Below are 15400 nucleotides of genomic sequence, written 5' to 3'. Positions count from 1 at the left end.
CCCGCCCCGTCCAGCCACCCTGCCGGCCTCGTTCGCAGTGACCGCATGATGCAGTCGAACGAGGTCGAGTATCCCCGTGTCCACCAATCGTCCGCCCGCCCGCCACCGGTCGCGCCGTCTGCTTCGTGCCGGCCTGGCACTGCCACTGATCACGCTGTCTCCGCTGGCAATTACGAACCTGGCCGCTGCCGAAGAGACTGGAACCGACGAGCCCACGCGGCTCGCCCCGCTTTCCGTCTCCGCCGCCCGCAGCCCGGTGCCGGTCGAGACCGTCGGCAGCGCCGTCACCGTCATCACCGCAGAACAGATCGAGGCTTTGCAGATCCGTCAGGTCGACGATGCCCTGCGTCTGGTGCCCGGCCTTGCGGTCAGCCGCACCGGGTCGGTGGGTGGCACATCGCAGATCCGCATCCGCGGCTCGGAAGCCAATCAGACCCTGGTGCGGATCGACGGCATCGAAGTCTCCGATCCGTCAGGTGATTCCGATTTCGATTTCGGTCATCTGCTCGCCTACGAGATCGAGCGGATCGAAGTGCTGCGCGGGCCGCAGAGCGCGCTCTATGGCTCGGATGCCGTGGGTGGCGTGATCGACATCACGACCAAACGTGGGTCCGGCCCGCTTTCGGGCAGTGTGCGGACCGAGGCCGGCAGTTTCGACACCCGCGAAGCGGTCGGTACCGTCTCTTATGGCGACCAGACCTTCGACGCGCTGGTCTCGACCCAGAGCTTCCGAACCGACGGCATCTCCTCCGCCGATGAACGCGCCGGCAATCTGGAGAAGGACGGCTATCGCAACCGGTCCGCTTTCGCGAAATTCGGCTGGCGACCGGCGGAAGACGTGGAGTTCGCCCTGGTCGGCCGGACCGTGCGCTATCGCGCTGATACCGATGCCTATAGCACCATCCCCGAAGATGATCCCGACGACCTGACCACCGGTACCCAGACCTTTCTGCGCGGCGAGGCCCGTTACGCCATGGCGGATGGCCGGTGGCGCCACAAGATCGGCCTCGCAACTACGGAACATGACCGCAATTATCGCGACGGCGATCTCATCACCAGCACCTATCTGGGCCGCCGTGTGAAAGCCGACTATCAGACCGATTACGGCTTCGAGACCGGCGCCGTCAGCCACGACCTGAGTTTCGGCCTCGATCACGAGCGCGAAAGCGCCCGGACCTGGAGTTCCTGGGCGCCGGGCTCGGTCGTGAAACACGACTACGAGTCGACCGGCTTCGCCGGCGAATATCGGCTCGGCCTCTACGACCAGCTCTTTCTGTCGGCCGCCGGCCGTTACGACCGGAACGGCCTGTTCGACGACCAGCACAGCTGGCGGGCCACAGCGGCCTGGCTGATCCCCGGCACCGACACCAGGCTCCGCGCGTCATACGGTACGGGCATCAAGAACCCGACGCTGTTCGAACTCTACGGCTATACAAACACTTACAGGGGAAATCCCAACCTGAAGCCCGAGGAAGCGACCGGCTGGGATGCCGGCGTCGAACACAGCTTCCTCGACGGCCGCCTGGTGGTCGACCTCGGGTGGTTCCGACAGGACATCAAGAACCTGATCCAGGGGAACGGCCCCTCGTCGGAGAATCTGCCAGGTACGTCGCGCATCAACGGCGTGGAAGCCTCGATGACCATCCGCCCGCTTGCCTGGATCGATCTGCGGCTGGCCTACACCTACACCGATGGTAAGGACTCCCATGGCGAAGAGCTGGTTCGCCGCGCACCACACATTGCCAGTGCCGACCTGATGACCCGGTTCCTTGATGATCGCGCGCGGGCCGGCATCGCGGTGATCTATAACGGTGAGCAGAAGGACTGGGCCTATGACGCCAGCTATGCGCGACACCCCGTCACCCTCGACGACTACACCCTCGTCAACCTGACCGCCGCCTATGATCTCACCGACACGGTCGAGATCTTCGGCCGGATCGACAATCTCTTTGACGAGGAATATCAGGAGGTTCTGGGCTACGGCTCACGTGGTCGCGCAGGTTATGCCGGCCTGCGGATGCGGTTCTGAGCCCATGCCGGCACGGCGCCTTCCGTACCGCCTGCCAGGGCTTCTGTCGGCCGGGCTTCTGCTGACCGGCCCGGTACTCGCGGCCCCGCCCTCGGCTTTCGCCGGGGACGGGCCGCGGCGGATCGTGTCGATGAACCTGTGTGCCGATGAATTGCTGCTGCGCCTGGCGCCGCCCGGCCGGCTGGTATCGGTTACCTGGCTGGCCGCGGGGCCGGCGGCGATCGATCCCGCAGCGGCGCGGGGGCTGGTGCTCAATCACGGCCGGGCAGAGGAGATTGCCCGGCTCGCCCCGGATCTGGTGGTCGCCGGCCGCTACACCACTCTGACGACCACGCAGATGCTGCGCCGGGCCGGCATCCCGGTGCTGCTGCTCGACGAGGCGACCAGCCTCGCCGGCATCCGGTCCCAGGTCACCAGCCTTGCGGCGGCCGTGGGCAACCCCGATGCCGGCCGGGAGATGCTCGATGCCATGGACCGGATGCTTGGCGAGGCGACCCTGGATGCGAAAGACACACCGCTTCCGGGCGTGGTGGTTCTGCGCCCCGGCGGCGGTGTCGCCGGAGCGGGAACCCTGCAGGACGAGATCCTGGCCGCGGCCGGTCTCCGCAATCTGGCCCCCGATGCGCCGGTCGATGGCGATGGCCGGATCGGCCTCGAACGGCTGTTACGCCTGAAACCCGATCTGCTGGTGCTCGATTCCGACGGGGATGCACCACCGGCCCTTGCGCGCGAGGTGCTCGACCATCCGGCCTTCCGGGCGCGGGCAGCGGGCATGACCATCACCAGCCTGCCGGCCGCCCTCTGGGTCTGCCCGGGCCCGTGGGTCGCAGAGGCGGTCGGTCGCCTGTCGGCCGCGCGACGGTCGCTCGCCGCACGCCGGCGAGGATCGCGACCATGACGCTGACCACGGGCCGGATATCGGCGGCGCTTCTCCTCCTCACCGCCCTTCTGACGCTGGCCTCCATTGCTGCCGGGCCGGACGGTCTGGATCTTCCGCGCGCGATGGCCGACGTCGCCCATGGCCGCGACACGCTGGATGCGCTGATTCTGGTCCAGCTGCGCCTCCCCCGGGCGATCCTCGCGATTGTGCTGGGCGCCGGGCTCGCCATGTCCGGTGCAGCTCTGCAGGGGCTGCTGCGCAACCCGCTCGCCGATCCGGGCGTGGTCGGTGTCTCTGCCTCGGCAGGTCTGGGTGCCGTCGCCACCTTCTACAGCGGTGCGGCGGCTGCCTGGTCGCTGGCCCTGCCGCTCGGCGGCATTGCAGGCGCCCTCGCCGCCACGCTGGTCCTGGCCGTGATCGCGGCACGCGGGGCCGGCACCACCGCGCTTATCCTCACCGGCGTCGCCATCGGCAGTTTCGCCGCAGCCCTCACCGCCCTCGCCCTCAATCTCGCACCGTCACCTTATGCGGCGCTCGAAATCGTCTTCTGGTTGATGGGATCGCTCAGCGACCGCAGTATGGATCATGTCTGGCTGGCGGTGCCGCCGGTGATGATCGGCCTGGTGATGCTCGCCCGGCTGGGACGGGCGCTCGAAGCCCTGACCCTTGGCGAGGACACGGCCGCAAGTCTCGGCTTCGATGTCACCCGCACCCGGCTTGCGGCGATTCTGGGCACGGCCCTTGCCGTCGGGCCCGGTGTCGCGGTCGCGGGCGCAGTCGGCTTCGTCGGCCTCATCGTCCCGCATCTGCTGCGGCCGCTGGTCAGCCATCGCCCCGGCGCCCTGCTGCTGATCGCAGCCCCGGCTGGCGCCGCTTTCACCCTCTCGGCCGATATCGCCGTTCGCCTGCTGCCGACCCGTCCCGAACTGAAGCTGGGGGTGATGATGGCCCTGATCGGTGCACCCTTCCTCGCCTCCCTGATCCTGAAGACCGCGCGAAAGGACGGCTGACCCCATGGACGCAATGACCCTCGAGGCGCGACACCTCACCGTTTCAGGGCTGGACCGCGCCCGGCTCAAGGATCTGTGCCTGTCGTTCGGCCCGGGGCAACTGGTGGGGCTGATCGGCCCCAATGGCGCCGGCAAGACCACGCTGCTGCGCCTGCTCGCCGGTCTTCTGACCCCGCAGCATGGGAGTGTGCTGCTCGGCGGGCAGCCGCTGCACCAATTGTCCGCCGCCGCCCGGGCGCGACGGATCTCGTATCTGGCCCAGGGCGCCGATGTGCATTGGCCGCTGCCGACAGAAGCCGTGGTCGCGCTCGGCCGCCTGCCTCATGGTGACGGCCGGAGGCCCTCAGACCGCCGCGCAATCGCCCGAGCCATGGCGGCAACCGGCACGCAGGGTTTCACCGGCCGCCGGGTCGACCGACTTTCGGGCGGTGAACGGCTCAAGGTTCTTCTGGCCCGGGCATTGGCCGTGGAAGCACCGATCCTGCTCGCAGACGAGCCGGTCGCAGCCCTCGACCCCGCACACCAGCTTGATGTCATGGACTTGCTCAAAGCCCTTGCAGGCGATGGCCGGCTGGTGGTGGCCGTGCTGCATGATCTGGGGCTTGCCGCCCGGTTCTGCGACCGGCTGGTGCTGCTGGCAGAGGGCCGCCTGATTGCCGACGGATCACCTGAAGCCGTGCTCACCCCCGACAGGCTGGCACAGGCCTATGGCATCCGCGCCCTGCACGGCCAGGCCGACGGCCATCTGCTGGTCGTGCCATGGGCCCGGACCCGGCTACCGGAAAAGTCAAGGGAGACAACGACATGCCTCACGCATCCATCTCCGCATATGAGGATGCAGCAGGCCCGCTGATCGGACGGCTTCTGGCCGATCCGGCCCAGGCCTGGAGCACAGGCAGCTTCGGCGCCATCGCCGAGTTCATGCGCGATGCCGACGAGCCGCTGTCGGTCGATGCCGCAGAGGACCCCGAGCGCCGCCGGCTGGCGACTGACCGTGGTGCCATCGCCATCACGCTGCGGAGCGATGTCCGGCCGCTGGCCTACGAGACCCCGTCCTCCGACGGCGTCGGCTGGTCGTCGGCCATCGCTTTCTGCCTGCCCGAAGCCGCCGCCGCCGGGCCGACCCGGACGGTGGTCACCGAACTCGGCCCCGATGCGGATGCCGTGCGGCCGGAAGACCGGAACGGCATCCTGTTCGATCTGGGCCTCGGCATTCCTCATACCGAGGCCTGCCTGCGCGCCTCGACGCCCGAGGCGCTCTCGGTCCTCCGCGGGCTGGCCGGCCGGCTGCTGCTAGGAGAGGATCCGGGGCCGCGCCGAGCCGCCGCAGCCACCGGGGCCCATCGGGTCTTTATGACCCGCCTGGCAAGGATCGAGGTATTTCAGGCTGTTCCGAAGACGGGGGAAACCTCTCCCGAAGGACCCCACACCCATCTTCTGCCGAAGCTGCTGGCCGCCGGTCGCGCCGCCTCCGCCAATACGCCGATCCCCGACGGGTTGGTCGCCGGTCTGACGCTGCATGCGTGCAATCCGCTGCGCGATGCCCTCGGTCGGCCGCGCGCTTTCGACCCGATCGCTCATCAGGCCTTTCAGGAATTGATGACGGCGCATGGCGATCCGCGGGTGCTGGCGCTGCGTCAGCGGTTCCTGGCCGCACTGCAGGACGGGATGGCCCCGGACGCCCTGGTCGATGACGGGGATCAGGATGCCCGGCATCTGCGGGCGACGCTTCGCGTGGCTCTGCGTCAGGCGCGCCAGACGCAGGCGGCCAGAGCGGCTGTTCTCGATGCCTGGAGCGATGCAATCGATCCCGCCGCCCGTGGGCGGACTCCGGACACCGTCTGCGGCTGAGGCGTCAGTCGCCGGCCGCCGCCTTCGCGGCCCGGCGACGCTCGCGCTCGATCCGGCGCCATTTGGCGACATTGGCATTGTGCTCGGCCAGCGTGCGCGCAAAGACATGGCCGCCCGTGCCGTCGGCCACGAAATACAGCGCATCGGTTTCCGCCGGCTGGGCCACGGCCATCAGCGCTGCACGGCCGGGCAAGGCGATCGGCGTCTTCGGCAGACCGTCGATCTCGTAGGTGTTCCAATCATGGGCATTGCCCAGATCGGACCGGGTGATACCGCGGTCGATCCGGCCGGTGCCCTCGCTCAGGCCATAGATGACGGTCGGGTCCGACTGCAGCCGCATGCCGCGCTTCAGCCGGTTCACGAACACCCCGGCCACAAGCGGCCGCTCGTCGGGAATGCCGGTCTCCCGCTCGACGATCGAGGCCAGGATCAGCATCTCTTCGGGCGTCGACAGCGGCAGATCCGGCCGCCTTGCCGACCAGGCCTCGTCCAGTGCCTTGTCCATCGCCGCCTTCATCCGGCGGATCAGGGCGCCGCGATCATCGCCACGGGTATAGGTGTAGGTCTCGGGCAGCAGCCCGCCTTCGGCGAACCCCTCCATCGGCGGCATGTCGCCGCTGAGCAGGTCGTCGCCGGCCACCGCCTCCCAGGCGGCGCGAAGCGTGATGCCTTCGGGCAGGGTCAGGCGGTGCAGCACGACCCTGCCTTCGACCAGCATGTCGATGATGTCGGATGGGCTCTGCCCCGGCTCGACCCGGTATTCACCGGCCTTCAGCCGGGTCTGCACATCCAGCAGCACCACCGCCGCCCGAAAGACCGCCGGCTGGTCGATCGCCCCGGCATCGGCCAGTTCACGGGTGATGCCGGCGACGCCTGTCCCCCGCGGCAGCAGCACGGTCCGGGCCTCGGTCAGCGGCCCGGGCGTTTCCAGCCAGACGGAGCCCCACCACAACAACGCCCCCGCCCCCGCGACGACCAGGGTCGCCAGGGAGACGAGGGCGATGATGAGATGCTTCAGGAAGCGCACGGCAGAGCCCGCAGATCCCGGATCATAGTGTCGGCATCACTCGGAGCGGCTCATTCGGGCCGGCCGAAGATCACCGAGGCGTTGGTGCCGCCGAAGCCGAAGGAGTTGGAGAGGGCATAACGCACCTCGCGTTCCTTGGCCTGATGGGGCACCAGATCGATGTCGCAGCCCTCGTCCGGATTGTCCAGATTGAGGGTCGGCGGCACGACACCGTCGCGGATCGAGAGGATCGAGAAGATCGCCTCGACAGCGCCGGCAGCGCCCAGCAGATGGCCGATCGACGACTTGGTCGACGACATCGACAGCTTGTAGGCCGCCTCGCCGAACAGGCGCTTCACCGCCGCCAGCTCGATCACGTCACCGCGCGGCGTGGAGGTGCCGTGGGCGTTGACATAGTCGATCTGGTCGGGGTTGAGCCCCGCCCGCTTCATCGCCGCCTGCATGGCGCGGAAACCGCCATTGCCGTCTTCCGACGGTGCGGTGATGTGATAGGCATCGCCCGACATGCCGTAGCCGACGACTTCGGCATAGATCTTCGCGCCACGCGCCTTGGCATGCTCAAGCTCTTCGAGCACGACCACGCCGGCACCCTCGCCCATCACGAAGCCGTCACGACCCTTGTCCCAGGGTCGCGACGCACGCTCAGGCGTGTCGTTATAGCCGGAGGACAGAGCCTTGGCCGCAGCGAAACCGGCAATGCCCATGCGGCAGACGGCGGCTTCCGAGCCGCCTGCCACCATCACATCGGCATCGTCCCACATGATCAGCCGGGCGGCATCGCCGATGGCATGCGCACCGGTGGAGCAGGCGGTGACCACGGCGTGATTCGGCCCGCGGAAACCATATTTGATCGAGACCTGGCCCGAGGCCAGATTGATCAGCGCGGCCGGGATGAAGAACGGAGACACGCGGCGTGGACCGCGCTGTTCCATGGTGACCGCGCCTTCGGCGATGGTCGGCAGGCCGCCGATACCAGAGCCGATCATGACACCGGTGCGATCGAGTTCTTCCTCGGCCTCCGGAGCCCATCCGGCGTCGCGGATCGCCTCGTCGGCGGCCCCCAGCGCGTAATGGATGAACTCGTCCATCTTCTTCACGTCCTTCGCGGGAACATAGTCCTCGGGACGGAAGGCATCGTCACCGGCGCCCTTGGGCACCATGGCAGCGATGCGGACGGAAAGGTCGGACACATCGAAGCTGTCGATGTGACGGATTCCGGACTTGCTGGCGAGCAGACGCTCCCAACTCGCCTTCACCCCGACCGCGAGCGGAGTGACAAGACCCAGCCCGGTGACGACGACACGTCTCATCTCGGTCAGCGCGTCCTTTCTGCCTGAAATGGGTCGCGTGCCGGCGGCGCGACGCCCGCCGGAACGCCAGAAGCGGGCGTTGCAGCCGATTCCGTTCCGGACCGGCCGACCACGCCCGTTTCATAGCGGATCTCCGCGGCCCGTCAGGGTTGCGCGGCGGAGCCGGCTGCGGGGACGCCTGATCGGCATCGCAGCACCGGCTCCGGAGGATCAGCTCACCCGCATGGAAGCGGGCGCGGCCGTGCCGGCCTGATGGCCGGCACGTCGCCCGGAGACCTGTCCGATCAGGACTGGTTCTCCTGGATGAACTTGATGGCGTCCTGAACGGTCAGGATCTTCTCCGCGGCGTCGTCGGGGATCTCGATCCCGAACTCTTCCTCGAAGGCCATCACGAGTTCGACGGTATCGAGGCTGTCGGCACCGAGGTCGTCGATGAAGCTGGCCGTCTCGGTGACCTTCTCTTCGTCGACACCGAGATGTTCGACCACGATCTTCTTCACGCGCTCAGCAATGTCGCTCATCAGTCGTCGTCCCTCAAGCTCACTGGCAAGTGGCGTTCGTTCGGGCGTAGCGCCGTACTGCCGTTTGTCTCGTGCCTGGCAGCCCCGCCGAAATCGAACAGGGCTGTAGCACACTTTCCGCACCTTGGCCAGCCGCGGCGGACATGCCGCGGCAATGAAGGTCACGGGGCTGGTCCGGTTTGCGTCCCCGGCCCGGCGGTCAGATCATGACCATGCCGCCGTTGACGTGGAGCGTCTGACCGGTCACGTAAGCCGCCTCGGCGCTCGCCAGATAGACGATGGCCGCGGCGACGTCTTCCGGCGAACCGAGACGGCCCACCGGCACCTTCTCGAGCAGACCGGTCTTCTGCTCGTCAGTCAGCACGTCGGTCATCGGCGTTGCGATATAACCGGGTGCAACACAATTGGCGGTGATCCCGCGCGAAGCAACTTCGTGCGCGATCGCCTTGATCATGGCGGTCAGCCCGCCCTTCGAGGCGGCGTAGTTCGCCTGCCCCGGATTGCCCATATGGCCGACGACCGAGGTGACGGCGACGATGCGGCCGTAGCGGCGCTTCATCATGCCCTTCATCGCGGCCCGGGCCAGACGGAAGCCGGCCTTCAGGTTGACGTCGATCACCTGATCGAAATCGGCGTCCTTCATCCGCATCAGCAGCGTATCGCGGGTCAGCCCCGCATTGCTGACCAGAATGTCGAGCCCGCCCATGGCGGCTTCGGCATCCTTCACCAGTTGCTCGGCCGCGCCGTCCGCCGCGAGGTCGGCCGGCAGGACATGGACACGCGAGCCAAGCTCGGCGGCAAGACCTTCCAGCGCGTCCGCGCGGCGGCCGTGCAGCGCGACCACGGCGCCCTGGGCATGGAGAGCGCGGGCGATGGCGGCGCCGATGCCGCCGGTGGCCCCGGTCACGAGCGCGGTGCGCTGCGTCAGATCGAACATGGATGATCCATCACTGTGGTGGACGGGAAAGATCGCGGGACGGTTAAGAGGCCGTCCTCAGAGAGACTTCAGGAACGCTTCGATCTCGGCCGGCGTTCCCACCGACTGGGCCGAAAGCGCGCGGTCGATGCGCTTGGTGAGACCAGACAGAACCTTGCCCGCCCCCAGCTCCACGGTTTCCTCGACGCCGGCCTCTTTCATCGCCAGCACGCTTTCGCGCCAGCGAACCATGCCGGTCACCTGGTCGACGAGCAGACCGCGGATGCGGTCCGGATCGGAAACCGGGGCGGCGAGCACATTGGCGATCAGCGGCAGGCGCGGCGCGTCGATCTCCACCTGCGCCAGGGCATCGGCCATCCGCTCGGCGGCCGGCTGCATCAGCGGGCAGTGGAAAGGTGCGCTCACCTCCAGCGGGATCGCCCGCTTGCCGCGGGCCTTGGCGACCTCGACCGCGCGGTCGATCGCGGTCTTGTGGCCCGACAGAACCACCTGGCCCGGCGCGTTGTCGTTGGCGGCGACGCAGACCTCGCCGGACCCGGCTGCCTCGTCGGCGATGGCCCGTGCCTCGTCGGGGTCCACGCCCATCAGTGCCAGCATGGCGCCCTGCCCGACAGGCACCGCCATCTGCATGGCCTGGCCGCGGATCTTGAGCAGACGGGCCGTATCGCCGATGTCCAGCGCCCCGGCCGCGCAAAGCGCCGAATACTCGCCCAGCGAATGCCCGGCCACGAAGGCGGCCTTTTGGGCCAGATCGACGCCGCCTTCCCGTTCGAGGACGCGGACCACGGCCATCGAGCAGGCCATGATCGCCGGCTGGGCATTCTCGGTCAGGATCAGCTGCTCGGCCGGGCCTTCGAACATCAGGCGGGTCAGCGGCTGCTTCAGCGCCTCGTCCACCTCCTCGAAGACCTCACGGGCCGCGGCAAAGGCCGCTGCAAGATCCTGTCCCATGCCCACCTTCTGCGAGCCCTGTCCGGGAAAGACGAACGCACGTGCCATGGAGCCTCGCTTCAGTCTTGGCTGTCGACCCGATCGCCGGACCGAAGCCCGCAGGCCCGGCCGGTCGTCGCCAAGTCATGACCGCGACCGCGACCGATTGTCAAGAACCGCATCGTCCCACCACACCGGATATGGCCGTCATGACTGGCACGGCCAGCAGTTTCCGGGGCTTTGCGATGCGGAACATCCAACGCCGGGTCGGTCTCAGTTTAGCCGACGCCGCGGAAGATGCGAGAGGCGAAATCAACCTTTGATACGTATTTTGCGGGAAATTTGTGATCGCAGGGCGAGTATCGGCACCCACCGTGAGCCGCCTTGTACCCAACCACCCGCCAGACGGGCCGCCGGCGGCGATTTGCCTTGCGCGCCGAAGGGCATGACGTATAGTGCGCGCCTCCACACCGGGTCTCTCGATCCGGTGGTGGGGATGTCGTGCGTCTACGCCATCATGGCATGGCCGGATGCACAACACCGCTCCTTGCCGGCATCGCGTGATGTCGGCTGAGCCCGTCCCGCCCGGGCGGTCCGACACGCCGGAAGGCGATCGTCGGAGACCGGGGCGTCGGGCAGGAAAAAGCCGTAAGGAGTCCATTATATGCCCTTCTACGAGACGACGATCATCGTCCGTCAGGACGCCTCGACCCAGCAGGTCGAGAAGCTGGGCGAGGATATCAAGACCATCCTCGAGAACGCCCAGGGCCGCGTGATCAAGCAGGAGAACTGGGGTCTTCGCCAGCTCGCCTACCGGGTCAAGAAGTACCGCAAGGCCCACTATCTGCACCTGAACATCGAGGCCTCGGCCGAGGCGCTGGTTCAGATCGAGTACATGCTCCGCTACCAGGAAGATGTGCTCCGCTATCTGACCGTGCGCGTCGACGAAGTCTCCGAGGAGCCCTCGGTGATGATGCAGAGCCGTGGCCGCGGTGAGCGTGGCGAACGCGGTGAGCGTGGCGAGCGCCGTGGCGGCGACCGCTTCGAGCGTGGTGACCGCGGCGACCGTGGTGATCGCGGCGATCGTGGTGATCGCGGCGACCGCTTCGAGCGTCGTGAGCGCGCCGACCGCTGATCCTGTATCAGAAATCGCGAGGATAGATCGTCATGGCTTCCAACAAGTCGCAGAGCGCCGTCACGATTCCGGCGGCTCAGGGCCAGCGTCGCCCGTTCTTCCGCCGGAAGAAGACCTGCCCGTTCTCCGGTGCGAATGCGCCGGTGATCGACTACAAGGACGTGAAGCTGCTCAGCCGCTACATCTCGGAGCGGGGCAAGATCGTGCCGAGCCGGATCACGGCCGTGTCCGCGAAGAAGCAGCGTGAGCTCGCCCGCGCCATCAAGCGCGCGCGCATTCTCGCCCTCCTGCCCTTCGTGGTGCAGTAACCCATCAGCCCTTCCGACGCCGTCCGCTCAAGACGGTGATCGACGGGATCCGATGGACCGACCGACTGATCAGGTCCGGATGGTCCCGGAAACACGACCTTCGACCCGGTACCGGTAACGGTGCCCCGGCTTCGGAGGCGGATAGCGGAACAGGACGCCCATGCGGTTGTCGCGCGACCTCTCCATCACCCTGGCGGCGGGTGCCCTTTCGGGCGTCGGCAGCCTGCTGGTCGTGACGGGGGTGCTGGGCGTGATCGCAGCCTATCTGGCGCCCGCCCCGCTCTTCGCCGCCGCCTTCCGCTACGGGCTGCCCGGCGGGGTGATTTCGGCTGTGGCCGGCACCATCGCAGGCGCCGCCACCGCAGCGGCTCTGGCCGGGCCCGAGCAGGTTCTCTACGGCCTGGGCTTTGCGGTGGTCACCGCGCTGCCCGTGCTTGTCATCGCCCGTTTCGCCCTGCTTTCCCGCCCCGATGGTGCGGGGGGAACCGAATGGTACCCGGCAGGACGGCTGATGACGGTGGCCATCGCGCTTGCCGGCGCGCTGGTTGCCGGGGGATGGCTGTTCGCAGCCGGTGCCGAGGGTGGCCTGCGCGGCGAGGTCGCGCGGACGCTGGAACCGCTGATCGAGCTGATGGCGGCAGATGCCGCCACGGCGAATGCCGCGGTTCTGGCCGAAAGTCTGGCGGGGCGTTTCGTCGCCTTCGCTGCGTGTTTCTGGGTGGTGCAGATGGTCCTTTCCGGCATGCTCGGCCGCTTCGCCGCGGACCGGCTGCTCGGGGGATCGATGCGGCCCGTGCCGCCGCTTGCCTCCTTCGATCCGCCCGAGGCGGTTCGCTGGGTGCTGGTCGCCGGCGTCGCACTGACCATCGCCACCGGCGGCGACGGTGATTTCGGCCTCTTTGCCGGAGTTGCCGCGGTGCTGGCCGCGATGCCCTATCTGGTCCTCGGTCTGGGTGTGGCACACGGGCTTGCCCGCGGTGTCCGCGGCGGCGGGTTCATCCTCGCTGCGGTCTATCTGCTGGCACTGATGCTGTACTGGCCGATCCTGCTGATCCTTGTCTTGGGCTTCGTCGAACGTTGGGCCGGGCTGCGCCGTCGCTCCGGTGCCGCCTGACACAGCCTTAGGAGTACATCCGATGGAAGTGATCCTGCTTGAGCGCATTCAGAACCTGGGCCAGATCGGCGACCGCGTGAAGGTCCGCCCGGGTTATGCGCGCAACTTCCTCCTGCCGCAGCGCAAGGCCATGCGCGCGACCAAGGAGAACCTCACCTATTTCGAGACCCAGCGGAAGGCCCTGGTGGCGCTGAACGATCAGCGTCGCGGCGAGGCCGAGGTGCTGGCCGAGAAGCTGACCGGCCAGGTTCTGCCGGTCGTCCGTCAGGCGGCCGACAACGGCCAGCTCTACGGTTCGGTCACCGCCCGCGACGTCGCGATCGCGGTGGAGCAGTTCGGGTTCGAGATCAACGGCCGCCAGGTTCAGCTGCGCGAGCCGATCAAGACCCTGGGCACCCAGACCGTCTCCATCTCGCTGCACCCCGACGTTGTGGTCGACGTGACCATCATCGTCGTCCGCAGCATGGACGACTTCCTGAACCAGCAGCGCCGCGCGGCCGAGGCCGACGAGCAGCTCGACGATGCCTATGAGCTCGCCGAGGAAAGCGCTGCCTATCAGGCCGACGAGGTTGAGGAGGAGGAAGAGGTCTGATCCTCTTCCACCCCGACAATCCGTCGGGCCCCTTGGGGCCGACACATGCGGCCGCGTTCCGGTACATCCGGGACGCGGCCGTATCGTTTTGACAAAACGGTTTTCTGGAACCGCAACAGGGCCTGCGGATTTTACGAGAGATCTGCCCCATCCGGATGCTGTGGCAAAAATTCAACAGCGCGGCACATCAAGTCCGTAGACATTTGACGGGCGCTTTTGAAGGGGCATAAGATTGGAACGTGTCTAAAATACGCCGGCCCGGACCGGCGAGCGACGTCGGACCATCCCCCGCGCGTCGGCTGACCCACAACACCCGGCCCGTGCTCCTCCCGCACGGTTTCCGGCATCCGCACGCGTGGAGTTGCCCCCGCATAGACCCGGCGTCTTTCGCCACGGCCCGGTCACGGCTCCTGACGGAGGCGATTGACCGTGATATCCGGTTTGACCTTCCTCGGCGGACTGATCCGCACGGGGACGCTGGTTGTGAATGACGAGAACGGACGCAGTCACCGCTTCGGCGACGGCACCGCCCCGCATGTCCGCATCCAGATCCATGACCCTGCCATGCTCCGGCGCATGGCAGTCAACCCGTCGATGGCCCTCGGCGAAGGGTATATGAACGGCCAGTTCGACATCATCGACGGGGATGTGCGCGCCCTGCTCGATCTGGGCGTGAAGAATTATGCCCGACAGTCGGCCCATGCCCATCACTGGCCGGTCTGGGCAACGAGGCTGATCAACTTCTTCTATCAGCACAATCCGCGAAACCGGGCGCGACGCAACGTCGCCCATCACTACGACCTGTCCGAAGAGCTGTACCGGCTGTTCCTGGATGCCGACCGTCAGTATTCCTGCGCCTATTTCCAGACGCCGGATGACGATCTGGAGACGGCGCAACGGCAGAAGAAGCGGCACCTGGCGGCAAAGCTGCTGCTGCAACCCGGGCAGAAGGTGCTCGACATCGGCTGCGGCTGGGGCGGTCTCGGGCTTTATCTGTCGGGTCATGCCGATGTCGAGGTGGTCGGCGTGACGCTGTCGGAAGAACAGCACAAGGTGGCCCGCGCCCGCGCAGAAGCATCAGGCCTCTCCCAGCGCGCCGATTTCCGGCTCACCGATTACCGCGACCTCTCCGAACGTTTCGACCGGATCGTGTCGGTCGGGATGTTCGAGCATGTCGGCCTGAAGCACTACGACGAGTATTTCCGCAAGGTCTACGACCTGCTGACCGATGACGGCGTGGCCGTGGTTCACACCATCGGCCGCACCGACGGGCCCGGCGTCACCAATTCCTGGATCCGCAAGTACATCTTCCCCGGCGGCTACGTCCCGGCACTTTCGGAGATGATGCCGGCGATCGAGCGCGCCGGACTGGTCGTCACCGACGTCGAAATCCTGCGTCTGCATTATGCCGAAACGCTGAAGCACTGGTATGAGCGTTTCATGGAGCACCGCAACGAAGTCCTGGCGCTGTATGACGAGCGGTTCTGCCGGATGTGGGAATTCTATCTGGCAGGCTGCGAAGCCTCGTTCCGTCACTGGGGTCAGGTGGTGTTCCAGGTTCAGCTGGCCCGCCGCCAGGATGCCGTGCCGCTGACCCGCGACTACATCACCGACACCGAACGCGAATGGGCCGCGCGGGAGCGTCGGCACGAGCTGCATGTGGCCTGCTGACGCGACGCCCTGGCCCGCCAGGGGGCCCTGCCCTCAGAAGCCTTTCATCCCGACGCCCGCCGGTGCATGATCGCGACCGTGGGCG

The 15400-nt window shown here is 67.4% G+C and carries 15 protein-coding genes; 10 read left to right on the top strand and 5 right to left on the bottom strand.

Annotated elements, in window-relative coordinates:
• The first annotated feature begins 76 nt into the window (after positions 1–76).
• The 5 genes from WI697_RS08565 to WI697_RS08545 all read left to right on the top strand — a co-directional run bounded on the left by WI697_RS08565 (position 77) and on the right by WI697_RS08545 (position 5770).
• Positions 77–2029, top strand: a complete 1953-nt coding sequence (locus WI697_RS08565) for a TonB-dependent receptor plug domain-containing protein (protein WP_345958159.1) — start codon at positions 77–79, stop codon at positions 2027–2029.
• 130 nt (positions 2030–2159) lie between these two features.
• Complete coding sequence (locus tag WI697_RS08560) at positions 2160–2927, top strand: ABC transporter substrate-binding protein (RefSeq protein ID WP_345958158.1); 768 nt, start codon at positions 2160–2162, stop codon at positions 2925–2927.
• The gene (locus WI697_RS08555; RefSeq protein WP_345958157.1) at positions 2924–3919 is read left to right on the top strand and encodes a FecCD family ABC transporter permease; all 996 of its coding nucleotides are present in this window, start codon (positions 2924–2926) and stop codon (positions 3917–3919) included. The genes WI697_RS08560 and WI697_RS08555 overlap by 4 nt, the downstream gene beginning before the upstream one ends.
• A 4-nt stretch (positions 3920–3923) precedes the next feature.
• Positions 3924–4772 carry an ABC transporter ATP-binding protein gene (locus WI697_RS08550; RefSeq protein ID WP_409351430.1) on the top strand — a complete coding sequence of 283 codons (849 nt, stop codon included), beginning with the start codon at positions 3924–3926 and terminating at the stop codon, positions 4770–4772.
• Positions 4724–5770, top strand: a complete 1047-nt coding sequence (locus WI697_RS08545; RefSeq protein WP_345958156.1) for a DUF6925 family protein — start codon at positions 4724–4726, stop codon at positions 5768–5770. Before WI697_RS08550 ends, WI697_RS08545 begins: the two co-directional genes overlap by 49 nt.
• A gap of 4 nt (positions 5771–5774) precedes the next feature.
• Here the strand turns inward: WI697_RS08545 and mltG are convergent, their stop codons facing one another.
• From mltG to fabD, 5 genes are all read right to left on the bottom strand, one after another.
• The gene (mltG, locus tag WI697_RS08540; RefSeq protein WP_345958155.1) at positions 5775–6797 is read right to left on the bottom strand and encodes an endolytic transglycosylase MltG; all 1023 of its coding nucleotides are present in this window, start codon (positions 6795–6797) and stop codon (positions 5775–5777) included.
• Positions 6798–6847: 50 nt separating this feature from the next.
• A complete protein-coding gene (fabF, locus tag WI697_RS08535) occupies positions 6848–8107 on the bottom strand; it encodes a beta-ketoacyl-ACP synthase II (RefSeq protein ID WP_062765245.1) in 1260 nt (419 codons plus the stop codon).
• Positions 8108–8391: 284 nt separating this feature from the next.
• Positions 8392–8628 (bottom strand): acyl carrier protein, encoded by a 237-nt coding sequence (locus tag WI697_RS08530; protein WP_014745381.1) that lies wholly within the window; start codon positions 8626–8628, stop codon positions 8392–8394.
• A 199-nt stretch (positions 8629–8827) separates the two neighbouring features.
• On the bottom strand, positions 8828–9565 hold the full coding sequence (fabG, locus tag WI697_RS08525; RefSeq protein WP_014745382.1) for a 3-oxoacyl-[acyl-carrier-protein] reductase: 738 nt from the start codon (positions 9563–9565) through the stop codon (positions 8828–8830).
• Between the two features lie 57 nt (positions 9566–9622).
• Positions 9623–10564, bottom strand: a complete 942-nt coding sequence (fabD, locus tag WI697_RS08520) for an ACP S-malonyltransferase (RefSeq protein WP_014745383.1) — start codon at positions 10562–10564, stop codon at positions 9623–9625.
• Between the two features lie 595 nt (positions 10565–11159).
• Between fabD and rpsF the strand changes: the two genes are divergently transcribed.
• The 5 genes from rpsF to WI697_RS08495 all read left to right on the top strand — a co-directional run bounded on the left by rpsF (position 11160) and on the right by WI697_RS08495 (position 15315).
• Complete coding sequence (gene rpsF, locus WI697_RS08515; RefSeq protein ID WP_062765248.1) at positions 11160–11630, top strand: 30S ribosomal protein S6; 471 nt, start codon at positions 11160–11162, stop codon at positions 11628–11630.
• 32 nt (positions 11631–11662) lie between these two features.
• Entirely contained in the window at positions 11663–11938 is a 276-nt protein-coding gene (rpsR, locus tag WI697_RS08510) for a 30S ribosomal protein S18 (protein WP_014745386.1), read from the top strand.
• Between the two features lie 160 nt (positions 11939–12098).
• Entirely contained in the window at positions 12099–13052 is a 954-nt protein-coding gene (locus WI697_RS08505; protein ID WP_345958154.1) for a hypothetical protein, read from the top strand.
• A 22-nt stretch (positions 13053–13074) separates the two neighbouring features.
• Positions 13075–13644 carry a 50S ribosomal protein L9 gene (gene rplI / locus WI697_RS08500; RefSeq protein WP_062765254.1) on the top strand — a complete coding sequence of 190 codons (570 nt, stop codon included), beginning with the start codon at positions 13075–13077 and terminating at the stop codon, positions 13642–13644.
• 429 nt (positions 13645–14073) lie between these two features.
• Positions 14074–15315: a cyclopropane-fatty-acyl-phospholipid synthase family protein gene (locus WI697_RS08495; protein ID WP_345958153.1), complete on the top strand. Its 1242-nt coding sequence runs from the start codon at positions 14074–14076 to the stop codon at positions 15313–15315.
• The last annotated feature ends 85 nt before the right edge of the window (positions 15316–15400 follow it).

Source organism: Tistrella mobilis (assembly GCF_039634785.1).
Taxonomy (GTDB): Bacteria; Pseudomonadota; Alphaproteobacteria; order Tistrellales; family Tistrellaceae; genus Tistrella; species Tistrella mobilis.
Note: the sequence above shows the minus strand (reverse complement) of the source record. Positions and strands in the feature narration are given on the sequence as shown.